This is a genomic window from Collinsella aerofaciens (assembly GCF_040910325.1).
In the GTDB taxonomy this organism is placed as follows: Bacteria; Actinomycetota; Coriobacteriia; order Coriobacteriales; family Coriobacteriaceae; genus Collinsella; species Collinsella aerofaciens_BL.
This window is the reverse complement of the sequence record NZ_JBDGAV010000027.1, coordinates 1-24,978: the sequence shown is the minus strand read 5'-3', so window position 1 is coordinate 24,978 and position 24,978 is coordinate 1. Positions and strand designations below refer to the sequence as shown.

The window sequence follows — 24,978 nt, the reverse complement described above, 5'->3', positions numbered from 1 at the left end:
TCTCTGTACGAACTGGTGGAGTCAACCGAAAAGGAGGCGCGTGTCCCCGTTGCACGCGCAGTATATCGTCGTATCCAGCTCCCACCGTCCGAGGCACTTGGACGGTGGGAGTTCCGCATCCCCGGGAAAGGAAAAGCGCGGCCCATCCGGACCGCGCCCGCGCCCTCCTCCCATTTCACCCCGCGACGTAAACCGTCCGGCCCGTCTCGCAGTCGATGGTCTCGGCATCCCCGAACCCAACCCGGACGGCAGCCCATCCGCCGGCACCCGCCAACGCATCGGCCTCGGACCTCGCGGCGGCGATGAGTCGCTCGAGCTCGGCCGATCCGGCCGGCGCGGTCCCCACCTCGAACGCGCCGCCGTCGCCGCCCGACTCGTACTCGATGACGACTGTCGAGCCGAGAGCCTCCTCGAGGGTCTCGGGCAGGCCGCCCATGTCGGCGAGGACGTGCCCGGCGACCGTGGCCAGCGGGTAGCGGGCCATCCCGGACGCCGCCGAGCGGCCGGCCATGCGGAGCAAGCCGGCGGCCTCGAGCGCCTCGAGGAGCGCCGCGGGCACGTCGGCGTCGATGGCGATGTTGCCGCGTCCGCGGCACCACTCGGCCGCCGCCGGCACGTTCGCCGTGAGCACGCCCCACTCGGCCATGTAGCCCTCGGAGCGCGGGTTCGTGGCGTCGAGGAGGAGGACGGCCAGGCCGCCGCCCACGTACTCATCGGCCACGAGGGCGAGGCGGACCGCCTCGCCCATGGAGTCGAACTCGACCGTGACCATGCGGCTACCTCCTCCTGACGGCGCTGAGCGGCTTCGGGGAGAAGTGCTCGTCGCGCTCGACGGCGGCAAACCCCATCTGGCGGTTCAGCTCGGCCATCTCCTTGATGCTGAAGTAGCCGAGCTCGTCGTCGTAGCCCTCGACGAGGCCGAACGCCTCGTCCGTTCCGTCAAACTCGAGCAGCCACCAGTCCCATCCGTTCACGCACGAGAAGTAGTGGGCGTAGACTGTGGGGTCCTCTGCCCCGTCCTGCTCGTAGAGCCTCGGCACCGTCTTGGCGATTTCCTCGGTCATCAGCTGCTGCATGTCTTCCTCCGTTCCGGGCAACCTGCCCTCAACATCTCGCCCCTGCGGGCAAAGCCGAATGGCGACGCCGTGCGTCGTCGTCGGCTTTGCTCCCTGCAAAGCCGCACCGGAGCGAAGACGGGTCAAGGGAGGTCCATGACGACCTCCACCAACCGGAGCGGAGCGGAGGTTTGTGCGGGGTCTCATGGGCCCCCTTGACGCGGCGTAGCGGAGGTGCCACCCGGCCGCGGAGCCGTGGCCGATTCACGGCGGACGCCGGCAGCCCACGCCCAACATCGATACCATCTGAACCGCTATTCACTTTTCGAGAGGAGCCATATGGAACTCGAAGACATCGTCTACGAGCTCGCCTGCCTTCATGAGTCGATGCTCTTTTACTGCGAGAACCGGTCCGGCAAGGAGGACCCGGTCTTCGCGCATTACTACATGGCGCTGGGAAGGATTGTCAGGGACCTCGAAGAGGCCGAGCGGCGCATCCGGACCGAAACGGGCCGGCGCTGAATCCCGTCAATAGAAAACGCCCCTGCATTTTACTGCCGAGGCGTTTTTTAGAGCTCGATCTCCGCGATTATTTTTTTCATCTCGAGGGACCATCCGAGCTGTTCCTCGATGTACCCCGGCCATGCGTCCTGGTGGCCCTTGATGGGGTGGCCCGCCTTGTAGAAGCGCAGTCCCGAGGCCTTTTTCGCATCGAAGGGTGCCGCCGTCAGCCCGAGGCGCTCCTCGAAGATCCCGCTGTTGGCGATGGCGCGGTGCCCGATCTCCTTGTCGTCGTCCACGTACAGCTCGATGCCCGTGCGGCCCTTGTGCGTATCGATGAGCAGGGCGAGATGGTATGCCGAGACCCCCAGGCGAAGCGTCGACCAATGGTCCTTGCTGGGCTTCTGCGGGCTGAACTCCTTGAGGAACTCCGGATGGCCGCCCGCCACCTCGCGGTAGGCCGTCCAGTACGCCAGCTTGACCTTTTCGGTCTCGCTGAGCCCCTCGGAGAGCTTCACGGTCTTGGTCCACTCGTTCGGCTGCTCGACCACGCCGAAGCGCGGGGCGGGCAGGGAGTCCCCGATCTTCCAGAGCTCGACCTCGACCAGGAAGAACCCGAAGTCGCTGTCGGTGTGCTGGTTGAGCCACTCGATGGCCTGGCGGTGCTCGTCGCGGGCATGCGCCACGACCCAGATGACGACCTCGGCGCCCTTGCCGGCGGCGTACGTGATCACCTTGCCGAGGTGGTCGTGGTTGGTGTCCTCGAGCTGGTTCTCGATGATCACCTTGCGGCCCGTACCGGACTCCTGCGCGTAGATGTCCACGTTGAACGATCCGACCGAGGACTCAGTCTCTATGAGCTCGAGCTCGATTCCGACCGCCGTCCCGAGGGTTGCGAGGTTCTGCTCCTCGGCCAGCCACTTGGTGAAGTCGTGGGCCTCATGCGGCCACACCTCGCGCAAGGGGACCTTCTTGATGGTGTCCAGGTTATAGGTCTTCATCCGCCGCCCTCTCGACCGATAATCCAGTGCCGTTGTAGAGCCTCTCGCCGTCAAACGAACGCAGCAGGAGCCCACGACGTTCGTCGACGTCCTTCAGCTCGCACGGATACACGAATAGCAAAATATATCTCTTCTTAGCCATGCGGTTTCCCTTCCCTTGAAAAACGAACCACTCGATCCGCGGAGAGGCGCTATCAGGTGCCGTTCGTCAACGCCGCGGCGATTATGCCGCTGTCCGTGAAGACGAAACTGATGAGCTCATCTTCCCAAGGGTCGCGCTCCTGCTCCTCCTCGGCCTCCTCGAACGTCATCGGCATCTCGCGCGCTCCCGAAAACTCGTGGCAGATAGCGTAGAGACGAGAGGGCCTATCAGCCCACTTATCAGCCGGTCGGCCAAAAGCGTCGTACTGCCGCAGCTCATCCCCAACATCGCGCTAGATTGTTCGATACCAACCCGTTAACGATAGGGTCAAGAGCATCGTAGACCGTATTCATATAGCGGCGCCTTTGTTACAGCTCAGATGTCACCATTTTAGATAATGGGCGTAGCGACCCGAATCTCATTTCAGGCCAATTCGACCAAGAGCAATCTACGGTCTTGTAACTGCCTCTTTCCAAATAAGGCCCGCCCCCGGTGGGGCCCCACCCATGCCCACGGCATAGGCCCGCCAGAGCTAGAGGGACTTCGTCATTCTTGTCTGGTAACTCTCAAATAAAGCGCAGAAAGTGTGGAGGAGCGCCGAACGGTCCTGCTGAACTCGTCGCCAACCGGCGTCAACCAGTGTGGAGATGGTTCAAGCAGGCATCCTGTTCGAAAAATGCCGTTATTAATTGATTTCGACCAAAATTCGACCAAGATTGAAAGTCAAAAAAGAAACAGCCCAGAGAAACAATGCCTCTGAGCTGCTAAAAGTCTTGGTCGCGGGGGCAGGATTTGAACCTACGACCTCCGGGTTATGAGCCCGGCGAGCTACCAGACTGCTCCACCCCGCAATGTCTGGGCGCTTCATGTGCGCAAGAAAGAATATTACGCGGGAGTTCGGTAAGCGGCAAGGAAAATCTCGTAGAGCATAATTCCTTCATATTTAAAACCCCTCAGCCCCTATCACCGTAAACGAATCGCAGCCGAGCGCCGTCGGCGGCGCGTATACAATGGTGCGCGTCCTTTTATGCCAACACTGGGAGTAGACATGCTGCTCGCTATCGATATGGGAAACACGCAGACGGCCATGGGCCTGTTTGACGGAGACGAGCTGGTGCAGTCGTGGCGTATGCCCACCGACCGCTCCTATACCGCCGACGAGATCCACGTGCGCCTGATGGGTTTCTTTAAGATGTACGGCCTTTCGCTCGATGCGGTCGACGCAATCGCCTTTGCGGGCGTGGTGCCGCAGCTCTCGCGCGAGTGGCACGCCGTGGCCGACCGCATTGCCGCGGACGCCATCGTCATCGGGCCGCAGACGGCCGCGGTGACCAAGCTGCGCGCGGCGCGCCCCCAGGCCGTAGGTGCCGATCGCGTCGCCAACGCCGTTGCGGCCGAGACTTTCTACGGCGCGCCGGCAATCGTGGTGGACTTTGGCACCGCGACCAATATCGACGTCATCGATGAGGACGGTTATTACATTGGCGGAGCGATCGCGCCGGGCATCCGCATCTCCATGGACGCGCTTGCCGCCCGTGCCGCCAAGCTCGCCAGCGTGCCGCTCGAGGCGCCCGAGCACGCCATCGGCCGCGATACCGAGGAGTGCATCAAGGTCGGCGCCGTAACGGGCGCCGCCGCCATGGCTGAGGGCCTGGTCGCGCGCATGAAGCGCGAGCTGGGCCGCGAGGATGCCACCGTTATCGCCACGGGCGGTCTCGCCAGCATCGTCGCCGATTCGACCGATGCCTTCGACGTGGTCGACGGACAGCTCACCATCAAGGGTATCTGCGAAATCTACCGCCGCATGCAGGAGCTGGGATAGGACAGGGGCTTAAGTCGAGCACGAGCGCGAGCGGCGAACTAGGCAACGCATCGGTCCTATTCCTCAAAATCGAAATTTTTTCGTTTTTGAGGAATAGGACTTTCTGCTAAGCCTCGCCGCACAACCACCTCGCCAGGTCCACGATCTGCACCCCATCGCGATCCGTGGCCTCGTGATGCGTGCGGGCGAGAATCATCTTGGGATACGCATCGCCAATGCTCAGCAGTGGCGAAATCTCGCGTTCAAACGTCTTATCCGAGCTGATGTCGTCGCTCACCTGAATGTAGAGCTTCTCGCTTCGCTTGATTGCTACAAAGTCTATTTCCTTTTTATAGAGCACACCGACGTATACCTCGTATCCGCGGCGCAGCAGCTCGATGGCCACCATGTTCTCGTATACGCGTCCCCAATCCATATCACGTGTACCAAGCAGTGCGTATTTGAACGCGTGGTCTGCCAGGTAATACTTCTCGCCGCTCTTAAGGTATTTTTTGCCGCGAATGTCGTACCGACGAACTTTATAGAAGGCAAACGCATCGCACAGGTACCCCATGTACGTGCCGACCGTCTTGTTCGTAATCTTTAGCCCATCCGCATTCAAAACATCTGTAATGTTGCGTGCCGACGTTATGTTGGAGACGTTGTCCATCATGTAATCGGCAATGCGCAGCAGTGCCGATTCGTTTCTCACGTTATGCCGCTGCACGATATCCCTCACGATGAGCGTTTTGAAGACATTGGAGAGATATTGGTAGCGCTGCTCCTGCAGTGGATAAGGGTAAGAGCCGGACATACCGCCGGTTCTCGCGTACTCATCGAAGTCGCGATCGACCTCGCCCTCGTCACTATAGAAGCGATACTCCTCAAACGAGAATGGGAAAACCTCGATCTCGAACGTGCGCCCCGTAAAGAGCGTCGACAGATCACTCGACAGCAAAAAGGCGTTCGATCCGGTGATGAAGATGTCGTACTGCTCGGATGCATGGAGGCTGTTGATCGCGCGTTCAAAGCCGTCGCACATCTGAACCTCGTCGATAAGCAGGAAGTTTTGCTTGTCGGACACTCGATGCTCTTTCACATAGGCGAGCAGGGCATGATATTCGAGCAGGCCCTCGAACTCGTCGAGGTTGTAATTGATATGGATGACATTCGAATTGGACAGATTTGCCTCCACGTAATCGCGGAGGGCCTCGAGCAATTTTGACTTACCGCTACGGCGAATGCCCGTTATGACCTTGATGTCCGGTACGCCAATAAGGCTCGTCAACGTGTCCATATATGACGTTCTATTGATGAGTTTCATTGGTGCCTCCCTGCGGTCTTCTATCGCTATTCCTCAAAAACGAAAATTATTCAGTTTTGAGGAATAGACTCTGCAACGAATATACCTCGTTAAAGGCCGAGCTGGCTTAATTCTATTCCTCAAAAACGAAAATTTTTCAGTTTTGAGGAATAGAACCGAGATGCCACCCTGCAGTCACGCGAAAGCCCTCCCCGGTGCAGGCCGAGAAGGGCTTCGTTGTCATCGTTGTCTTTGGGTGCGGGCGCCTCGCGCTACAGACCGCGGATGCGTACGGCCTCGGGCGGAAACTCTTGCTCGCCGGCGTCGGTCTTAATGGTCGCGCGACCCCAGATGTCCAGGCCCGCAAACACGCCGACCGCAAGTGGCAAGCCGTTGGGCGACACCGCCGCAACTTGGCGACCGAGCAGCGGCACCATGTCGAAATACTCGCCCAGCACGGGAGCCAGCGGACCGGCAGCGCCCTGCGGCGTGTTGGCAACAACTGCCCAGGTGCCCACGCGAGCAAGCACCGCCGCGGCCAATGCCTCGACCAGCGCCTCATCGGCCACATCCACGCCAAGCTCGCCCAGCGCCGCGCGCTCAATATCCACCGTCACGGCACCGAACATGCCCGCGGCACCGGCACCGCCGTTGACGGCGACGCGCGCGAGCGACGTCTCAAACGCAGGAGCGCCGCACACGATGTCACTCGGCCACTGGATGCCCACTTTGCCGGCAAGCCCCAGGCCCGGCATTGCGGCCGTGCCCGCAAGCGCGTCCATCATGCCCATTGCGGCCACAAACGGCAGGCCGTGGAAGGCGTGCATGTTCACATCGGGACGCACGACCAGCGAAAACGTCAACGACGCCTCGCCCGCGCTCCAAGCACACCAGCCCGCGGACACACCTTCGCGACCCGCGTCACGCGCCGCGTCGAGCTCGGTACCGGCGGCAACAGCATTCATCTCGATCATCTACATACGCCCCAATTCGCCCGCGATATGGCCCACGCGATCCTCGGGCTCCTTGACCTCGACGCCGTTGTAGCGGAAGAACCGCGCCGGGTCGTGCATCAGGTCCTCGAGCGGCACCAGCACAAAGTCGCGCTCGCCGATCAGCGGATGCGGCAGACGCAGCTTCTTGCCGCCGTGGGTCTCGCCGTCCATCCACAGCAGGTCCAGGTCGATGGTGCGCGGGCCGTTGACCTTGGCCTTCTTGGAGCGGTCACGCCCCAGCTCGGCCTCGATCTTCATAAGCTCGTCGAGCAGCACCAGTGGAGCCAGCTCGGTCTTGATCTCGATGACGGCGTTGGCAAACGCGTCCTGGCGCGTCTCGTAGGCCGGCTCGCTCTCGTAGATGCGCGAGCAGTTGGACACGCAGGTCAGCGGAATCTCGGCAATCATGTCGCGCGCAGCGCGAATGTTGTCGCAGCGATGCCCCAGGTTGGAACCCACGGCCACAAACGCGCGGCGCGGTTGCGGTTTGGCAACGGCCCAGTAACCGTTCAGGAACTGCGCAAAGCCCGCAACGTCATGTACGCGCACGATGTTGGCGCCGGCCTGGATGGCGCCCAGGCACACACCAAACGTGGCGGCATCGCGCTCGGCGGCCTCGGTCACGCCCGAGACGGCGCCCACAAAGCGCTTGCGCGACACGGCGCACATGAGCGGATAGCCCAGCGACGCCATCTTGGCGGTCTCGCGCTGGATGACGATGTCTTCGTTGGCCGTCTTGCCAAAGCCCGGGCCGGGATCGATGCAGATACGGTCGCGCGACACGCCAGCATGGATGAGCGTGCGGGCCTGGTCGGACAGAAAGCCCATGACGCGGCGCATGATGGGCGCAGAATCGGGCAGGGTGAAGCGGCGGAGCTGCGAGGTGGGCACGTAGGCTTCCTCGCGGCGGGCGCTGCGGCGCATCATGGCGGCCAAGTGGTCATTGGGCTCCGATGCGGCCTCGGTGGCTGCGGGCGCGGCCTCGGGCGCGGGTGCGACGGTCTCGGCGGCAGTAGCCTGCTCGACGGCGGGCGCCTCCTGCTCGCTTGCGGGCTCAGACGTGGGCTCCGGTTCACCAAACGGCAACGAGGGCTGCACCACGCCGCCCGGAAGCTTGGCCTCCGGCTTAGGCTCGCCCAGCAACTTGCCGCGACGGCGACGGGCCGGCTTCTCGGCCTCGCGCGCGGCCTCGGCAGCCGCTTCGCGTGCCTTCTCGGCAACAAACGCCGCTGCCGAGGTATCGAGCTGCACCGTTGCGTGCGTGCGCGCGGGCGCGGCGACCTCGCCGGCATGCATCACGATGACGCCGCAGGTGCCCGTCTTAACAAACTCGACCATCTTGGGGTCGGTGAAGCCGGTCACGTCGTTGACGATCGAGGCGCCGCAGCGCACGGCCGCCTTGGCAACCGCCACGTGACGCGTGTCGATCGAGACGATGGCGCCCTCCTTGGCCAGCGCGCGCACCACGGGCAGCACGCGGCGAGCCTCCTCGTCGGGGTTGACCGGGGTAAAGCCGGGGCGCGTGGACTCGCCGCCCACGTCGATGATGTCGGCACCGGCGTCGAGCATCGCCAAGCCGTACTCAATCGCGGCATCCGGATCGAAGTGCTCGCCGCCATCGCTAAACGAATCGGGCGTCACGTTGAGGACGCCCATGATGCGCGGACGGTCAAAGCTGAGCTCGTACTTTCCGCACCGCCATGTCTTGCTATCGTTCGCCATGAACATCCTCCTAAAATGCCCCCGCCGCCGCGCTCGGGCGCTGGCGGCGGGGTCGCTTTGCAATCAGTCTTTCTATTGTATCCGCGCACGCGGGCTAGAACGCAAACGCGGCCGCGATGTCGCAAGAAATCAGCAGGTCGGCATTTGCATCCTGATCGGTGGGCGCCAAATTGCAAATGGCCAGCGTATCGCCGGTAAAGTAGCGCGTGAGGCCCGCCGCCGGGTACACCACGAGCGAGGTTCCGCCCACGATGAGGGCATCGGCCGCGGCAATGGCGGCAACGGCGCCGGTGAGCACGCGCTCGTCGAGCGGCTCTTCGTAGAGCACCACGTCGGGCTTGATGCGGCCGCCGCACACGGGACACACGGGCACGCCCGCGGCATCCTCGTGCTCGCGCGCGCAAATCCAATCGGCACCATAGACCGCGCCGCACGCCTGGCAGATATTGCGGTGGACCGAGCCATGCAGCTCGAACACGCGCTGCGAGCCGGCCGCCTGGTGCAGGCCGTCGATGTTTTGCGTCACCACGGCACTGAGCTTGCCCGCGCGTTCCAGCTCGGCCAGCTTGGTGTGGCAGCGATTAGGCTTGGCGCCAGGCGCGATCATCTTGGTGCGGTAAAAGTCGAAGAACTCGGCCGGGTGTGCCTTGTAAAAGCTGTGCGAGAGCATGGTCTCGGGCGGATAGGAAAACTGCTGGTGATACAGGCCGTCCACGCTGCGGAAATCGGGAATGCCGCTTGCCGTGGAAACGCCCGCGCCGCCAAAGAACACCACGCGCTCGTGGGTATTGAACAGCTCCGCCAGCGCGGCGGAGGCCTGCTTGGGATCTGTTATCGCTTGCGTCATGTTTGTCCTCCGTCCATGTTGGTCGGGCAGCGTTGAGCGACGTCCCTGCATGCGTCCTTTAAGTCAGCATGCGCGGAGCCCACCCCGCCCCTGTTGCGCTAATCTTAAGCCTGCCAACCCCGTCGAAAGGACACCATGCCTCAGACTTACACTTTCGCCTCGTGGAACGTCAACGGCCTGCGCGCCGTGCTCAAAAAGGACCCGAGCTTTATCCAGATCGCGCAAGAACTCGACGTCGATATCCTGGCGCTGCAAGAGACCAAGCTGCAAGAAGGCCAGGTTGATATTGACCTGCCCGGCTATCACCAAACCTGGAGCTACGCCGAGCGTAAAGGCTATTCGGGCACTGCGGTCTTTAGCCGCCAGGAACCGCTGCGCGTGCTGCACGCCGACGCGCTGCTACCCTACGCCGGCGAGGGCGAGGCGACCGTACTCGTCGCCCAAGCCGCAACCGAGGGCCGCGTCTGTGCGCTCGAGTTCGACAAGTTTTGGTTTGTGGATGTCTACACGCCCAACGCGCAAAACGAACTCGCGCGCATCGATGTGCGCATGGCCTGGGACGATGCCTACCGCGGCTTTTTGAGCGCGCTTGAGCGCGAGACCGGCAAGCCCGTCGTAACTTGCGGCGACTTTAACGTGGCACACGAGGAGATCGACCTTAAGAACCCCAAGTCCAACCGCGGCAACGCCGGCTTTTCGGACGAAGAACGCGGCAAGTTTACCGAGCTGCTCAACGCCGGGTTTACCGATACCTGGCGCGCGGCAAACCCCGACGTCGAGGGCGTCTACAGCTGGTGGAGCTACCGCTTTAATGCCCGCAAGAACAACGCAGGCTGGCGCATCGACTACTTCCTGGTAAGCGACGCAATCGCCGACAACGTACGCGACACCGGTATCCGCGGCGACATCTTTGGCAGTGACCACTGCCCCGTCACCCTCACGCTAGAGCTCTAGCCCCAAGTAATTCCTGGGGGGACGGAGGAAAACAGATCATGTGACCCCTCTCCCCCTATAAGCTGCGGTGGAATAGTTCCTGTTTGGGCAGCAAATAGCCAAAAACGAGAACTATTCCACCGCAAGTTCGCGAGGAAACGCGAAATGCCTTACAGCCCGTATTTCACGACGACACGGTTAATGCGACGGCACCAAGGCTTGTACAAGGCGGCCAAGAACACGCAGGTCGCAAAGCCGTGCGTAATATCGAACGGCACTGCCGTGGCAAGACGCGCCACGGCACCCGCCCAAGTAAGCGGCTGCACAAAACCAATGATGTCATACGCGTTGATCACCACGCCGTACAGCAAACCCGAAGCAAAGCCGTAGGTCAGTAGCGCCGGCATGCGCACGGTTCCATCCGCACGGTCGAACGCACCGGCATGCGCCAGCGCACCGCCAACATAGCCAACCAGGCCCCAGGCATACATCTGCCACGGTGTCCACATGCCCTGTCCAAAAAAGAAATTGCTGGTCAGCGCCGCCAGCGCGCCAACCATAAAACCATTGCGGCGACCAAGCGTCGCCCCCGCGATAATGGCGATGGCGCTCACCGGTTTAAAGTCGGGAATGGGGCCAAACAAGATGCGCCCCGCCGCGGCCAACGCCGCCAACACCAGCGTGGGCATAATCTGGCGCAGGCCCGGGCGCGACGCCTCGTAACCCGCAAAGAACAGCGCAAGCACCAGTGCCACCACGACAAGCATGGCAAGCGCAGCCTGCTCAACGCCCGCCAGCAACGCCGCAGCCATCACCGCAGGAACCGCCAGCAGCAGCGGGATCTCCAGTTTTGCAAGCAAGCGGGAGAAACGACAGTCCGTCATCCCATCACGCCCTATAAAACACGTTGTCGGCGAAGAAGTCGGCCGGGGGCTCCACGCAGGCAATCTCGCCGTCAAACATCATGGCGATGTCGTCGGCTACCTGCTCGGCAAAGTCCAAATCGTGCGTAGCCATGATGACGGTGCCGCCAGCCTTCGCATGGTCACGCAGGGCGCGGGCGATGATGCGGCGGCTCTCCAGGTCCAAGCCCTTCGTGGGCTCGTCAAGCAGCAGCAGCTCGGGGCCGATCAGCAGCAGCTTTGCCAGTGCAAGCAGCTGGCGCTGTCCGCCCGAGAGGTCGTAAGGGTGGCGCGTCTCCAAGCCGTCCAATCCCAGTTGCGCCGCACGCTCCCGCGCCAAGTTCTCGTCATATCCGCAGGTCGAGGCCCATTCCATCAGCTCGTCGCACACCGTCTCGGCAACCAGCAGGGCCTTGGGGTTCTGCGGCAGCAGCGCAGCCGAGGCCGCCCCGCGCACCATACGACCACGCTGCAGCTTGGCAGTCTTGGCCAGCACCGAAAGCATCGTCGACTTGCCGCAGCCGTTACCGCCCACAACCGCATGCACTCCGCCAGCCGAAAACGACGCATCGAGCCCGCGCAGCACCCAGCCGGACGCTCGATCGTAGCGAAACCAGCCTTCCGACAGGGTGGTAGCCGACCCGCCGTGCATTTTTTGGAGTATTCTGCTTCCATCCGTGCGCGAGAAGGCTTCCGAGCCGTTCTCGAGCGACGTTTGCGCCACAAATTCGGACGATTTGTCCAATTCCGAACTTTTTTTCGCGCTCGATACGTCCCCGGGCGGCTCCAGAGAGCCCAAATTGTCCTCACGCCTGCTGAATACTCCTTTATTTGCACATCGGATGGCACCCCACCCCAACATGTCATCGGAAAACAGCGATTCTCGGCGTCCCAAAGAAGCCATATCCGTCACCTCGCGCACGCGACCGTCCTCAATCCGGTACGCACACGTCGCGTATTCGAGCATTGGGCGCGGCTGATGCGTCGCCACAACAACCGTGCAGCCCAGCTCGCGATTCACACGAAACAGCGCGTGCAGGAAATTCTTCTCGACAACGGGATCGAGCTGAGACGTGGGCTCGTCGAGTAGCAGCACACGCGGACGCAGCGCCAGGACGGCGGCAAGCGACAGCAGCTGCTTGCGGCCACCCGAAAGCGTGTCGGTATCGCGATGAAGCCAATCTTCCAGCCCAAAGAAATAGCTGGTCTCAGCTACGCGACGGCGCATCTCATCACGTGCTAGCCCCAAGTTTTCCAGGCCAAACGCCATCTCGTGCCACACGGTTTCGCACACGATCTGGTTCTCGGGATCCTGGAACACATAGCCCACGCGCTCCGCCGATGCCCGCACATCCATGTCGGCGACGGGCTCGCCCAGCACGCGCAGCTCGCCGGAGCGCGTACCCGCAGGCGCGATCTCGGGCTTGAGCAGCGACAGCAGCGTCGACTTGCCCGAACCGGTACCGCCAACAAGCAGTGCAAACGCACCTTGGGAAACAGACCAGTCGAGCCCCTCGAGCACCGCAGCATCAGCATCGGGGTAGGCAAAGCTCAGGCTCCGCACCTCAATCGCCGGCATATCCGGGCCGCACGCCGCGCCCGACACCGGGCCCCTATCCAACCGAGCCATCAGCCAAACCTCTTCTCATCAATCGCGTGCAACGCGCAAGGCAGCACCATCCAGGCAGCGTACACAACATAGCCCGGCCACGGCGCCGGCACCAAGAGCTGAGGATAAAACGAATACTGCGTCGTCGCGGTCCACGCCACTGTCACCGTGACCACGCCAAACAGTGCAAGCCCAACCAGCGCGGCAACATCGCCGCGCCCCAGCCGATACCGCGCATACGTCGTACGACGCGTCGCGGCACCCCACCCGCGCGAGCGCATCGCGTCCGCGCGCTCCAGCGAATCTTCCATGCCCCAGCCCATCAACACACTCGATGCCCGCAAACGCGAACGCACGGGGTCGGCCGGCGCGCGGCCCGGTGCATCGATCGCATCCTGCACCGCCAGCACCGTACGACCGCGGCGCAAAAACTGCGGGATAAGCCTCATGCACATCGAGATCATGAGCGCGATCACCGGCGCGGCATTACCCAGCAGCGCGAGCACCTTGTCGTATTCGAGCATCGACGCCGCGGCCTCAAACCACAGCACGCTCGCCACAAACAGCCCGCCCATGCACAGGCCGTAAACCATGCTCTCTAGATACACCGCACGCATGCCAATACGAAACAGCTCCGTCGAACCCGAAGCGCTAAACAGTGGATTGACCAGCGCGATAATCAAAATCACCGGCAGCTGCCAGCGGAGTGCGCCCAGCGTGCGGGCAGCCCCACGCGTCGCAAATCCATACGCCAGCCCGCCCGCAAGTGACAGCGCAATCAGCACCGGCTGCATCGAGAACATGGTGAGCCCCAGCGTCAGCACTATATAGAGTGCCGGCACAGCCGGATGCGACATCGAGAATGCCGCGACGGGCTCGCCGCCAAACCCCTCTCGTATGTTGTCCACGGGTACCCCCGTCCCCTCGCTCAAACGACAGCTCCGCAGCACCGCCAACGCCGCACGCAAGCAGCGCAAACGCCACGCCGGCGGCGCAAGCCTCAACCGCCGCAAACCAATCGTTACGCGCTCGTCATATGCCTGCGGTATCATATTGCGCCGTGTATCGTTTCCAAACACACGTCTCTATAACGTAACAGGAGATCACATGGACGCAACCGCAATTATCCTCGCTGCCGGCGAGGGCACCCGCATGAAGTCGAACCACTGCAAGGTTTCGCACAAGATCCTGGGTAAGCCCATGGTCCAGTGGATCGTCGACGCTACCATCAAGGCCGGCTGCAGCCGCGTCGTGGTTGTCATCGGCAGCCACGCCGACGAGATGCGCGCCCTCATCGACGGCGCCTACGCCAACAGCGCCACCAAGGTCGAGTGCGTCGAGCAGACCGAGCGTCTGGGCACCGGTCACGCCGTGAAGGTCGCGCTCGAGGCCTGTGGCATCACGCAAGGCCCCGTCGTGGTGCTCAACGGCGACCTGCCGCTCATCACCGCCGACACGGTCGCCAAGTTCGCACAGACCGTCGCCACCGGCGAGCTCGCCTGCACCGTCATGACCATGACCCCGCCCGACCCCTTTGGCTACGGGCGCATCAAACTGGGCGACGACGGCCAGATCGAGCGCATCATCGAGCAGAAGGACTGCACGCCCGAGCAGGCCGCCACGCTGCTGGAGTGCAACGCCGGCTGCTACGCCTTTGACGGCGCGCAGCTCGCCGCCCACATTAACGAGATCGGCAACGACAACGCGCAATCCGAGTACTACCTGCCCGACATGCTCGAGATTCTCAAAAGCCACGGCCAGGCTGTCTCCATCTTCCACTGCGATGACTACCGCGATGGCCTGGGCGTCAACAGCCGTATCCAGCTCGCGCAGCTCACCGCTATCGCGCGCGACCGCATCAACGAGCACTGGATGGCCGAGGGCGTTACCTTCATCGACCCCACGCAGGCCTGGATCGGCCCCGATGCCGTTATCGGCCGCGACACCGTCGTGTGGCCGCAGACGCACCTGATTGGCCACGTCACCGTGGGCGAGGAGTGCCAGCTCGGTCCCAACAGCCGCCTCACCGACACCACCGTCGGTAGCGGCTGCACCATCGATGAGACCATCGCCATTGAGGCCGTCATCGAGAACGGTGTCGACTGCGGCCCGCGCGCCTACCTGCGCCCGGGCACCCACATGCTCGACGGCTCCAAGGCCGGCACGCACGTGGAGATCAAGAAGTCCACGATCGGCGAGGGCTCCAAGGTGCCGCACCTGTCCTACATCGGCGACACCACCATGGGCTCCGGCGTCAACGTGGGCGCGGGCTCCATCACCTGCAACTACGATGGCGTGCACAAGCACAAGACCGTCATCGGCAAGGACGCCTTCATTGGCTCCGACACCATGATGGTCGCGCCCGCCCAGATCGGCGACGGCGCACTCGTGGCCGCCGGCTCCGTCATCACCGAGCCGGTCCCGGCCGACGCACTTGGTCTGGGCCGCGCCCGTCAGGTAAATATTGAGGGCTGGGCCGCCGATTATCGCCGCCGTCTGCACGAGGGTGACGAGGTATAACGTTTTACCAAGCACAAAAGGAGCTGTTCCATGGGGACGGCTCCTTTTTCTATCGTGACCTGCGCGACCGGATGAGTGGTCGGTTCGTGTCCGTTGGCGGTAAAGACGTTATCAAGACTCGATAAACCCCGCCGCGCGGTTACAATGCAACAAGGCATCTATATGGCATTCGATGTATAAAGGAGAAGGGTAATGCCGATTAATGATCCCGAGAAGTCGGAGAATATGCGCAAGTCCATCCGCGTGTATTCCGGTTCCTCCAACCGTCCCCTCGCTCAGAAGATCGCTGAGTACCTTGGGGTCGAGCTTTCGGGCCTTACGCTTAAGCAGTTCGCCAACGGTGAGATTTACGCCCGCTACGACGAGACCGTCCGCGGCGCCGACGTCTTCCTGATTCAGTCCGTGGCCGGCGGCAACGTCAACGACATGCTCATGGAGCTGCTCATCGCCACCGACGCTGCCAAGCGCGCATCCGCCCGCTCCATCACCGCCGTTATCACCCACTACGGCTATGCCCGCCAGGACCGCAAGGCCGGCCCGCGCGAGCCCATCACCGCCCGCCTCGTCGCCAACCTGCTCGAGCGCGCCGGCGTCAACCGTATCATCACCCTCGACCTGCACCAGGGCCAGATCCAGGGCTTCTTCGATATCCCGGTTAACCACCTGTCCGCACTGCCGCTGTTTGGCCAGTACTACAACGACATGCACTTCGACACCGACAACCTGGTTGTCGTCTCCCCCGACGTGGGCCGCGCCAAGGCCGCCAAGAAGCTGTCCGACATGCTCGGCTGCGACCTTGCCATCGCCCACAAGGGTCGTCCGCGCCACAACGCCGCCGAGGTCATGGGCATCATCGGTGACATCAAGGGCAAGACCTGCATCATCAACGACGACATGATCGACACCGCTGGCACCCTGTGCGCCAACGTCAAGGAGCTCAAGGCCATGGGCGCCGGCGACATCTACGTGTGCGCCACCCACGGCATCTTCTCCGGCCCGGCCATCGAGCGCCTCAACGACGCTCCCATCGTCGAGTGCGTCGTCACCGACGCCATCCCCGTCGAGGTCGGCGGCAAGATCAAGACCATCTCGGTCGCCGAGGAGTTCGCTCAGGCCATCTCCGCCGTTTACCACGAGGAGCCCGTCTCCACGCTCGTCGGCGGCGACTTCGCGCTGTAGTCGCTCGACCCTCGCATCCCTCCGGAAACCCCGGGCACGCCTGCGGGGTTATCACGCGAACGTCCTCGCCGCTTTGCGGCTGCGGGATGTTCGCGTGATAACCCCTCCCGGCGTGCCCGGGGTTTCCTGCTGTCTCGGGGCAGCTGTTTTCTGAAATGACTTTGCTGCAACCTTTCCTCGCCTTCGGCGGGCGTGGTAGCCTTTGTCGTTGAACGAACTACTTATGTAACGAAAGGAAACCTATGGCAGCTGCACAGCCGCTTAAGATTCGCATGGTTGCCGGGCTTGGCAACCCGGGCGAGGAATATGCCGAGACCCGCCACAACGCCGGCTTTAAGGCAATCGACGAGCTGGCCCGTCAGGCCGGCGTCACGTACTGGAAAAACCAGGCCGGCGCCGAGGTCGCGCTCATCAATATCAACGATGCCGAGGAAGAGGGCGGCAAGCGCCAGATCGTGCTGGTCAAGCCGCAGTCGTATATGAATACCTCGGGTGGCCCCATCTCCAAGCTCTGCCGTGAGTACAAGATCAAGGCCGAGGAGCTGCTCGTAATCCACGATGAGCTCGACATTCCCGCCGGCGACGTGCGTGTTAAGGTGGGCGGTGGCCACGCCGGCCACAACGGCCTGCGCTCCATCATCGACAAGATGGGCAGCCGCGACTTCAGCCGCATCCGCACCGGTATCGGCAACCCTCCCGGCAAGATGGCCGTCGCCGACTACGTGCTCAAGCAGCTGCGCGCCCGCGAGGCCGAGGATTTCCAGGACACCTGCACCCGCGCCGCCGACGCCGCCGGCTTGGCGATCGTCCACGGCGTAATCTACGCCCGCGATCACGTCAACGGCGCCGCCTCCGCCAACGGCAAGCACTAAAACCTGCCATTTAGGGATGTTTATTTTGGCAGGTTTTATATGCGGAAACGCCGCGGCAGCCGCGTCGCAATAAACCCTGTGCCGCCATACATACGCAACGCTCCAAAGGGGGCCGGCCTCAACGAAGCGCGAGGCCGGCCCCCTTTGCCGTTTTGCCTGATAAAACCGACCAAAATAAACCTGTCCCTTTTTGGCAGGTCACTTTTCCCACCTGCCAAAGAAACACGTAAGCGACATTGCCATGAGGGTATAATCTGCACCGTATGTCTGCACAACGCCTGTGCGCGTACGGTTTTACTCGGGCTACCGTCCATTTCCGTGGAGGCACGGTTCGGCGGCCCTAACAAGAGAGGGGTTCTATGTATAAGATCCTGGAGAAGACGCAGTTCTCGGAGAAGGTGTTCAAGTTCCGCATCGAGGCGCCCGCAATCGCCAAGCATGCGCACGCTGGACAGTTCCTCATGGTTCGCGCCAACGAGACGGGCGAGCGCGTCCCGTTTACCCTGGCCGGTTGGAACGGTGACGAGGGCTGGGTCGAGTTCATCTTCATGGTGATCGGCAAGACCACCGAGATGCTTTCCACCTACGAGGCCGGCGAGTCGCTGCGCGACGTCGTGGGCCCGCTGGGCGTTCCCACCGAGATGGCCGAGGGCCCCTGCGCCGTCATTGGCGGCGGCGTCGGCCTGGCAATTGCCTTCCCGGTCGCCAAGCACCTGGTCGAGACCGGCCACGAGGTGCACGCCATCATGGGCGCCCGCACCAAGGACCTCCTGCTCATGGAGGACCAGTTCCGCGAGCTCCTCGACGAGGACCACATCCACATCACCACCGATGACGGCTCCTACGGCGAGCAGGGCGTTGTCACCGCTCCGCTGGAGCGCCTGCTGCAGGACAAGGCCGTGAGCCAGGTCTTCTGCGTCGGCCCCGTTCCGATGATGAAGTTCTCGACCCTCACCGCCCAGAAGTACGACACCCCCATCACCGCGTCCCTCAACCCCATCATGGTTGACGGCACCGGTATGTGCGGCTGCTGCCGCGTCGAGGTGGGCGGCGTGACCAAGTTCGCTTGCGTCGACGGCCCCGACTTCGATGCCACCCTGGTCGACTGGGATGACCTTCGTGCCCGCCAGGCCGCTTACCGTTCCGAAGAGGGCGAGTCCCTCAAGGCCTATGAGGAAAAGAGCTGCGCATGCCACTAGTTAACGGTCGTTTCGTTGCCGATATGAAGTCGCCCCGCACCCCCGATAACGAGGAGCCGGCTGCCGAGCGCGCCTGCGACTTCCGCCCCGTCGACAAGGGCTTCACCGAGGAGATGGCGCTGGCCGAGGCCGAGCGCTGCCTCAACTGCAAGAAGCCTTTCTGTGTTGAGGGCTGCCCCGTCAACATCAACATCCCCCGCTTTATCGAGCAGATCCGCGCGAAGGACTTCGGCGGCGCCCTCGATACCATCCGCGAGGACTCCATGCTTCCCGCTATCTGCGGCCGTGTCTGCCCGCAGGAGAACCAGTGCGAGGGCAAGTGCATCCGTGGTAAGAAGTCCGAGCCTGTGGCCATCGGCCAGCTCGAGCGCTTCCTGGGTGACCGCCCCGAGCTCGCCTCCACGCCCAAGATGGCCCCCAAGAACGGCAAGAAGGTCGCCGTCGTCGGCTCCGGCCCGTCCGGCATCACCTGCGCCGGCGAGCTCGCCCGCAACGGCTTTGACGTCACCGTCTTTGAGGCCTTCTTCACCGGCGGCGGCGTGCTGGTCTACGGCATCCCCGAGTTCCGTCTGCCCAAGGCAGTCGTCAAGCGCGAGATTGACGGCCTGGAGGACATGGGCGTCAAGTTTGAGTACAACTCCGTCGTGGGCAACATGGCCACGGCCGAGGAGCTGTTCGAGCAGGGCTTCGACGCCATCTACGTGGCGACCGGAGCTGGCCTGCCCAAGTTCCTCAACGTCCCCGGCGAGAACCTGCCCAACGTCTTCTTCGCCAACGAGTACCTCACCCGCGTGAACCTGATGAAGGCCAACAAGTTCCCCGAGTACGACACCCCCACCAAGCACGGCAAGAACGTCGTCGTCTTTGGTGGCGGCAACGTGGCTATGGACGCCGTCCGTACCGCCAAGCGCCTGGGCGCCGAGCACGCCATCATCGCCTACCGCCGTACCGAGGACGAGATGCCCTGCCGTCGCGCCGAGCTGCACCATGCTAAGGCCGAGGGCGTCGAGGTTCTGCCGCTCGTCTCCCCGCTCGAGTTTGTCGCTGGCGAGGACGGCTCCGTGTGCGCCGTCAAGGTCCAGAAGATGGAGCTCGGCGAGCCTGACGAGTCCGGCCGTCGTCGCCCGGTGCCCATCGAGGGCGCAATCGAGGAGATCCCCTGCGATGTCGCGATCTCGGCTATCGGCACTAACGCCAACCCCTTCGCTGCCAAGATCGGCGGCAAGATGGAGCTCAACAAGTGGGGCTACATCGTTGCCGACGAGGAGACCGGCCAGACCACCGATCCCCGCATCTGGGCCGGCGGCGACATCGTCACCGGTGCCGCTACGGTCATTCTGGCGATGGGCGCCGGCAAGAAGGCCGCCGCTTCCATCACCAAGAGCCTGCTGGGCGAGTAATCACCCGCAGCGCTAGCCACCAAACGGCAAAGTCCCCGTCGAGCACACGCCCGGCGGGGACTTTTTCTATGCCGGCCAACCCATCACCACAAAGGGGACATGCACCTTTGTGGTGGTCGGGGACTTGGCCGGCGAACCAATTCCGACGTTTGTCTCAATCTGTAACAGTTAGAGACCAAATTCCTCGCCACGTGTTACAGATCGAGACGTTAGGTTAGCGGCTGAACAGTTCGTCTCAATCTGTAACACCTAGAGCCCAACTATCAGGTTTGGTGTTACAGATCGAGATTTTGTAAAAGCCGAGAATGGGCGCTGCCACCAAAAGCCTAGCGCTTGCGGCGCTTGGTTGCGGCGATGCCGGCAGCGGCAACGGTTGCGCCGGCGATGCCAAGGGCCGCTGCCGCCGTCGCGGCGTTGTCGCCCGTGGCGGCCAGAGTGCCCACGGACTTCTGGGCAGCGGTGGCCTTCGCGGCCGGCTTGGAGGCAGCAGTCGTGGAACTCGCCTGAGTCAGCGTCACGGACGGCGTGCCAGTCTCACTTCCGCCGCCTGGCTGCGGCGTGGGAGCCGGGGTAGGCTCAGGCTGCGGCGTGGGCTCAGGCTCGACCGCATCTCCGGAGCTGATTACCACGCTGCGGGCAACCTCGTCGGAGGTCCTAACATCCTGGATAGTGGACGACCCGGCAGCACCGATGACGAGTCCGTTTCCCGTAGTTTCTCGCACAGTGCCGCCGGCGGGAGTCGTAACTACCGATCCGCCATCAATTGAGAGACAAGGGGCTGCATCACCTTGATTGACAGCGTAGATTGCCGCTGCATTACCCGACACCTCAACATTTGAATTAATGATGTCAATTCGAGGGATGGCGGACTGGGAGCCGGACTGGGAATATATTCCGTAGCCATGTTTACGACTGTGGCCAGTTCCGTCACCGCATCGAACTGTAAGGCTCGAATTCTCGACGAGCACCCGCGACACGCCGTCCTGCGCGCGCATCCAAACACCATCCAAAACCTCGGCACTATCACTCGCCACGAGCGTAACATCCGCCCCGTTGGTAATACTCAAATATGTATCCTTACCCCCGGACGAATACAGGGCGACCGACAACATGTTTGCATTACGCGCCGCCGCATCTAATTTTGCGTTATCCACCGCGATGCGGCCTCCATGCTCGGAGGAGATGTTTTCGGCATAGACTGCAACGGCATTGAGCCCCCCATTCGCCTCCGCCTCAACGTGGACGTCGGCGCCCTCGTTAATGGTTATGTTGCCTGCCCGCGTATGAATGCCGATGGTATGAGGCACTTTGTTCGTTGCCGTCACGTTAACGTTGGCACCGCGGATGTCCACGTCACCGCCGGCCTTACCGTCCCCCGAAACCGCTATCGTATCGGTCCCGGCCGTCGCGTTGAGAGTCACGTCGCCCGAGATGGCGAGGCTACCGCACTCGACCTTAACAGCGCTCCTGCTCTTCTGTGGTTCGGCCGTCGCGTTGAGGGTTCCCTCCCCCGTGATGGCAAGGTTGCCGTCCTTGACCTCGATAGCGCTCTGCAAGGAATCGGCCGTTACGGTGTTGGTGCCCGTCACGCCGATATTGAGGTTGCCCTGAGCGCTGATACCGGCGCCGTTGTAGCCATTGAGCTTCATGTCGTCGGCGCCGTCCCAGGACCACGTTCCGGCCTCGTCGCCGGCGCCCTTGTTGTACTGCGTGCCGCCGACGTTGACCCATTTGGCGGCGAGCGCCACGCTGGGTAGCAGCAGCTGACCGACCATGAGCGCGCAAGCCCCCGCGCAGGCGAGCTTGGCGCCCACGCGACGCCACGTTCCGTGAGAGAGCGCGCACGCGCGGCCGTGGTCGATTGGGTTGTCATGGATTTGCTTTCGCATGTGAGCCTCCTTGTCGTAAGGGGTACCTCCGCTGTTTTATGTTGCGGAAGCTTGCGCTAGCGGTCGCGGCGCTTGGACGCGACGAAGCCGGCGCCGATGACGGACGCACCGGCGATGCCGAGGGCGGCCGCCGCCGTCGCGGCGTTGTCGCCTGTGGCAGCCAGAACACCGGAAGCGTTTTTGGCGCCGGCGGCAGTCTTGGTCGTAACGGTCTTGGTGACCGCCGTGGTGGTCTTTACGTCCTTGTCTACGGGCTTGAGGCCAGGCTTCTGCTCGGGATTGGGTATGGGGTCGGGATCGGGCTCCGGCGTCGGCTCAGGCCCCGGCGTCGGCTCCGGCTCCTGTCCGTCTCCAAAATCAATCACTACATCATGGGCGACCTCGGCAGAACCGACGATATCCGTAATAGCAGACGAACCGGCAACACCGACGACCTGCCCGTTCTGGGAGCTCGGCCATTTCCCCGTATCAACAACCTTTTTCACATCGCGCACGGCACCATCCGTCGGAGTCGTAATCATCGCGTTCCCGCGCGACTCGCCCCAGCTCAAATCAATCATTGCAGCACGGAACAGCGTCGCAGTCGCGACGTTGCAGTTGATCGCATAGATTCCCGCAGTCGCACCCGAAGCCTCAATCTTCGATTTGCGAATCTTGATACGAGGCGTTTCCGACCCGGTGTTTGCATCTGCCATGATTCCAAAACTTTGATTGCGGGCGGCATCGATGCCGTTTGCAGCAGACAGGCTTCGAGACGTAAGATTCGACTCCTCGACAAGCATCCACACCGCACCGCTTTGCGAACGTGCGCTGATGCCCGCCGAGAGCGAAGCCGCACTGCCGGCGGAAAGCGCGACATCGGCTCCGTTGACGATTTTCATGAGGGGGTTCTTTTTGATACCGACCGTATTGATGCACGCAGAAACCTGCCAGGCATCGGCTGTCTTGATTGACAGATTGGCGGCATCGATCGTGACGTCGCCCCCGTGCACGGAGACATAATCCGGTTCTTCCTGCTCGCCTTCCTGAGCAGTATGTCTGTTGGGAACGTTATCGGCAAAGATACCGTAGATGCCCTCCGCTGGACGCCAAGACCCCTCCGCCGATTTCGCCTCGATTTTGACATCGGCGCCCTTATCGATCGTCACGCTGCCGGCCGTCGCGCGAATGCCCGTCGCTTTGTTCACTGCGCCCGAAGCCGTCACGTTGACGTTGGCGCCGCTGATGGTCACATCGCCACCCGCATTGCCGTCGCCTTCTGCCGCAATCACATCGGTCTGAGCCGTCGCATTAAGGGTGCCATCGCCGGTAATGGCAAGGTTTCCGTTCTTGACAGCAATAGCGCTCTGACCGGCATCGGCCGTGATGGTGTTGGTGCCCGTCACATCGATGGTGAGGTTGCCCTTCGCGCCGATGGAGCCGCCGTCGTAGCCGCTGAGCTTCATGTCGTCGGCGCCGTCCCAGGACCAGGTTCCGGCATCGTCGCCAGCGGCCTTGCTGTACTGCGTGCCACCCACGTTGACCCACTCGGCGGCGAGTGCCACACTCGGTAGCAACAGCTGACCGGCCATGAGTGCGCAGGCCCCCGCGCAGGCGAGCTTGGCGCCCACGCGACGCCACGTTCCGTGGGAGAGCGCGCACGCGCGGCCGTGGTCGATTGGGTTGTCATGGATTTGCTTTCGCATGTGAGCCTCCTTGTCGTAAGGGGTGCTTCTGTAACACCATGTTACGGGAAGATATCCGGATCCCGGTGCACAAATTCTCATGTGGCGCACCTGCCAGCGCAAAAGGCAACGAGCATGCGATTGCCAAGCGCGCGCCCCGAAAGGCCTGCCATCAATCCCTTTGTTGAGCTCTCTCATGCCCTCGCCAAACAGGCATGCTGGAGCATCGCGCTCGTCATGGTTCTTGCCTGCTTGTTCTCGACCCTCGACAACGTTGTCACACTCTCCAACGCCCACGGCACCATTGCCGTACAAACATGGCCGCGCCTCTTTTTGGCGGCGAGCGGCCTTGCCGCCGGTCTTATTTTTGATCTTGCCGAGCGCCGTTACATGGGACTTGTCATGTTCGGCATCGCCGTGCTCTCGACCATTTCCATCCTGGCCGTGGAGGCCGGCGCCGATCCCAACCTGGGCCTTGTCGTCTTTTACCTGAGCTCGGGCTTTTTTGTCACGTTCTTTACCGCCACCTTTACACAGCTGGCACCGCGCATGCATGCGCCCGCCCTTTGGGCCGGCATGGGACGCGCCGCCAACAATGTATGCGCATTCACCACATCGGGCATCTCGCTTGCGCTCGTGACCTCGGGCAATGTTGCTCTCATCATGATCGGTGCGCTCGTTTTGCTCGTCGCCGCCTGCGCAGCATTCGTGGCAGCCGGCCTGTTTCGCCTGCCCCAAACTGAACAGGAGCGCGAGCGCGAGCAGCTGGCAGAAGAAGCACTCGCCGCCCCCCACCATCGAGGAGCGGCGTCAGGCCTTCATCACCGATCACGCTCTCACCCCGCGCGAAGTCGACGTGCTCGTGGCCGTAACCCAGGACGAACGCCCGCTCAAGCAGATCGCCGAGGAGCTCGGCATCTCGATGCGCATGGTACAGCGCCACCTGAGCTCTATCTACCAAAAGACCGACACACAGACGCGCGCCGGTCTCACCAAGGCCTTCCCCTCCGCCTAAAACAAAAACCACCACAAAGGTGCACTGTGAACTGCCTCCCATTTCTTGGACATCGGGAAATGGGAGGTTTCCATGAGTATAGACCTCAGGGTGAAGCACGACCTGGAGTCCAGGAGGCGGGCCGTCGAGCTCTTCGACGCCGGCGTCGGCTGCAAGCCGGCGGCCGAGGCCCTGTCCGTCCCCCGCGAGACCGTGAGAGAATGGCAGTGGGTATACCGGGCGTTCGGAAGCGAGGCGCTGCTGTCCATGGGCGGGAAACAATCCAGGTACACATTCGAGCAGAGGGTCGCCGCGGCGTCGGCCGTGGTCGACGGCGGGATGGCGAAGGCCGACGCCATGGCCGAGTTCGGGATCAGGTCGAAGTCCCCGCTGGAGCGCTGGTGCAGGCTCTACCGCGAGGGCGGCGCCGAGGCGCTGCGGCCCCGCCCG

At 62.7% G+C, this 24,978-nt stretch carries 24 protein-coding genes and 1 tRNA gene; 10 read left to right on the top strand and 15 right to left on the bottom strand.

Features of this window, described 5'->3' with window-relative positions; genetic code table 11:
• Positions 1-175 precede the first annotated feature (175 nt).
• Both AB5Z25_RS09475 and AB5Z25_RS09470 read right to left on the bottom strand, forming a co-directional pair.
• Positions 176-772 carry a hypothetical protein gene (locus AB5Z25_RS09475; RefSeq protein ID WP_148331736.1) on the bottom strand — a complete coding sequence of 199 codons (597 nt, stop codon included), beginning with the start codon at positions 770-772 and terminating at the stop codon, positions 176-178.
• A 4-nt stretch (positions 773-776) separates the two neighbouring features.
• Positions 777-1,076 (bottom strand): DUF2958 domain-containing protein, encoded by a 300-nt coding sequence (locus AB5Z25_RS09470; protein WP_158567277.1) that lies wholly within the window; start codon positions 1,074-1,076, stop codon positions 777-779.
• Between the two features lie 318 nt (positions 1,077-1,394).
• Here AB5Z25_RS09470 and AB5Z25_RS09465 point away from each other — a divergent pair, with 318 nt between their 5' ends.
• Positions 1,395-1,577, top strand: a complete 183-nt coding sequence (locus AB5Z25_RS09465; protein ID WP_368135406.1) for a hypothetical protein — start codon at positions 1,395-1,397, stop codon at positions 1,575-1,577.
• A 47-nt stretch (positions 1,578-1,624) separates the two neighbouring features.
• On the opposite strand, the gene AB5Z25_RS09460 is transcribed toward AB5Z25_RS09465, so the two are convergent.
• From AB5Z25_RS09460 to AB5Z25_RS09445, 4 genes are all read right to left on the bottom strand, one after another.
• On the bottom strand, positions 1,625-2,557 hold the full coding sequence (locus AB5Z25_RS09460; protein WP_368135405.1) for a DUF4268 domain-containing protein: 933 nt from the start codon (positions 2,555-2,557) through the stop codon (positions 1,625-1,627).
• A complete protein-coding gene (locus AB5Z25_RS09455; RefSeq protein ID WP_368135403.1) occupies positions 2,544-2,699 on the bottom strand; it encodes a hypothetical protein in 156 nt (51 codons plus the stop codon). Before AB5Z25_RS09455 ends, AB5Z25_RS09460 begins: the two co-directional genes overlap by 14 nt.
• A 52-nt stretch (positions 2,700-2,751) precedes the next feature.
• Positions 2,752-2,874 (bottom strand): hypothetical protein, encoded by a 123-nt coding sequence (locus AB5Z25_RS09450; RefSeq protein ID WP_368135402.1) that lies wholly within the window; start codon positions 2,872-2,874, stop codon positions 2,752-2,754.
• Between the two features lie 599 nt (positions 2,875-3,473).
• Positions 3,474-3,550, bottom strand: a tRNA-Met gene (locus AB5Z25_RS09445).
• A 197-nt stretch (positions 3,551-3,747) separates the two neighbouring features.
• On the opposite strand from AB5Z25_RS09445, the gene AB5Z25_RS09440 reads away from it, so the two are divergent.
• Entirely contained in the window at positions 3,748-4,521 is a 774-nt protein-coding gene (locus AB5Z25_RS09440) for a type III pantothenate kinase (RefSeq protein WP_158554584.1), read from the top strand.
• A 106-nt stretch (positions 4,522-4,627) separates the two neighbouring features.
• Here the strand turns inward: AB5Z25_RS09440 and AB5Z25_RS09435 are convergent, their stop codons facing one another.
• The 4 genes from AB5Z25_RS09435 to AB5Z25_RS09420 all read right to left on the bottom strand — a co-directional run bounded on the left by AB5Z25_RS09435 (position 4,628) and on the right by AB5Z25_RS09420 (position 9,367).
• Positions 4,628-5,824, bottom strand: coding sequence for an ATP-binding protein (locus AB5Z25_RS09435; RefSeq protein ID WP_195364198.1), 1,197 nt, complete (start codon positions 5,822-5,824; stop codon positions 4,628-4,630).
• 251 nt (positions 5,825-6,075) lie between these two features.
• Entirely contained in the window at positions 6,076-6,777 is a 702-nt protein-coding gene (locus tag AB5Z25_RS09430) for a hypothetical protein (protein WP_368135401.1), read from the bottom strand.
• Positions 6,778-8,520, bottom strand: a complete 1,743-nt coding sequence (gene folP / locus AB5Z25_RS09425; protein ID WP_368135400.1) for a dihydropteroate synthase — start codon at positions 8,518-8,520, stop codon at positions 6,778-6,780.
• A 94-nt stretch (positions 8,521-8,614) separates the two neighbouring features.
• Positions 8,615-9,367, bottom strand: coding sequence for an NAD-dependent protein deacylase (locus tag AB5Z25_RS09420; protein WP_368135398.1), 753 nt, complete (start codon positions 9,365-9,367; stop codon positions 8,615-8,617).
• Positions 9,368-9,502: 135 nt separating this feature from the next.
• On the opposite strand from AB5Z25_RS09420, the gene AB5Z25_RS09415 reads away from it, so the two are divergent.
• Positions 9,503-10,321, top strand: coding sequence for an exodeoxyribonuclease III (locus AB5Z25_RS09415; RefSeq protein ID WP_195232502.1), 819 nt, complete (start codon positions 9,503-9,505; stop codon positions 10,319-10,321).
• 149 nt (positions 10,322-10,470) lie between these two features.
• On the opposite strand, the gene AB5Z25_RS09410 is transcribed toward AB5Z25_RS09415, so the two are convergent.
• Genes AB5Z25_RS09410 through AB5Z25_RS09400 form a run of 3 tightly spaced genes read right to left on the bottom strand, consistent with a single transcriptional unit; the run spans position 10,471 to position 13,719 of the window.
• Positions 10,471-11,184: a DUF6580 family putative transport protein gene (locus tag AB5Z25_RS09410; RefSeq protein WP_368135397.1), complete on the bottom strand. Its 714-nt coding sequence runs from the start codon at positions 11,182-11,184 to the stop codon at positions 10,471-10,473.
• 4 nt (positions 11,185-11,188) lie between these two features.
• Complete coding sequence (locus AB5Z25_RS09405) at positions 11,189-12,832, bottom strand: ABC transporter ATP-binding protein (protein ID WP_368135396.1); 1,644 nt, start codon at positions 12,830-12,832, stop codon at positions 11,189-11,191.
• The gene (locus AB5Z25_RS09400; RefSeq protein WP_368135395.1) at positions 12,832-13,719 is read right to left on the bottom strand and encodes an energy-coupling factor transporter transmembrane component T; all 888 of its coding nucleotides are present in this window, start codon (positions 13,717-13,719) and stop codon (positions 12,832-12,834) included. Before AB5Z25_RS09400 ends, AB5Z25_RS09405 begins: the two co-directional genes overlap by 1 nt.
• A 199-nt stretch (positions 13,720-13,918) precedes the next feature.
• Between AB5Z25_RS09400 and glmU the strand changes: the two genes are divergently transcribed.
• The 5 genes from glmU (at position 13,919) to gltA (ending at position 19,981) form a co-directional block, all read left to right on the top strand.
• The gene (gene glmU, locus AB5Z25_RS09395; protein WP_368135394.1) at positions 13,919-15,331 is read left to right on the top strand and encodes a bifunctional UDP-N-acetylglucosamine diphosphorylase/glucosamine-1-phosphate N-acetyltransferase GlmU; all 1,413 of its coding nucleotides are present in this window, start codon (positions 13,919-13,921) and stop codon (positions 15,329-15,331) included.
• Between the two features lie 192 nt (positions 15,332-15,523).
• Complete coding sequence (locus tag AB5Z25_RS09390) at positions 15,524-16,510, top strand: ribose-phosphate diphosphokinase (RefSeq protein ID WP_089573682.1); 987 nt, start codon at positions 15,524-15,526, stop codon at positions 16,508-16,510.
• Between the two features lie 242 nt (positions 16,511-16,752).
• Entirely contained in the window at positions 16,753-17,382 is a 630-nt protein-coding gene (gene pth / locus AB5Z25_RS09385) for an aminoacyl-tRNA hydrolase (RefSeq protein ID WP_368135393.1), read from the top strand.
• A 359-nt stretch (positions 17,383-17,741) separates the two neighbouring features.
• A complete protein-coding gene (locus AB5Z25_RS09380) occupies positions 17,742-18,581 on the top strand; it encodes a sulfide/dihydroorotate dehydrogenase-like FAD/NAD-binding protein (protein ID WP_006235793.1) in 840 nt (279 codons plus the stop codon).
• A complete protein-coding gene (gene gltA, locus AB5Z25_RS09375; RefSeq protein ID WP_089572633.1) occupies positions 18,572-19,981 on the top strand; it encodes an NADPH-dependent glutamate synthase in 1,410 nt (469 codons plus the stop codon). Before AB5Z25_RS09380 ends, gltA begins: the two co-directional genes overlap by 10 nt.
• 326 nt (positions 19,982-20,307) lie before the next feature.
• Here gltA and AB5Z25_RS09370 read toward each other — a convergent pair whose 3' ends face one another.
• Positions 20,308-21,870 (bottom strand): LPXTG cell wall anchor domain-containing protein, encoded by a 1,563-nt coding sequence (locus AB5Z25_RS09370; protein ID WP_368135392.1) that lies wholly within the window; start codon positions 21,868-21,870, stop codon positions 20,308-20,310.
• A gap of 56 nt (positions 21,871-21,926) precedes the next feature.
• A complete protein-coding gene (locus AB5Z25_RS09365) occupies positions 21,927-23,555 on the bottom strand; it encodes an LPXTG cell wall anchor domain-containing protein (RefSeq protein ID WP_368135390.1) in 1,629 nt (542 codons plus the stop codon).
• 649 nt (positions 23,556-24,204) lie between these two features.
• Here AB5Z25_RS09365 and AB5Z25_RS09360 point away from each other — a divergent pair.
• Positions 24,205-24,549 (top strand): helix-turn-helix transcriptional regulator, encoded by a 345-nt coding sequence (locus tag AB5Z25_RS09360; protein WP_368135389.1) that lies wholly within the window; start codon positions 24,205-24,207, stop codon positions 24,547-24,549.
• 72 nt (positions 24,550-24,621) lie between these two features.
• On the top strand, positions 24,622-24,978 hold a 357-nt coding region (locus AB5Z25_RS09355; protein ID WP_368135387.1), incomplete at its 3' end, for a helix-turn-helix domain-containing protein.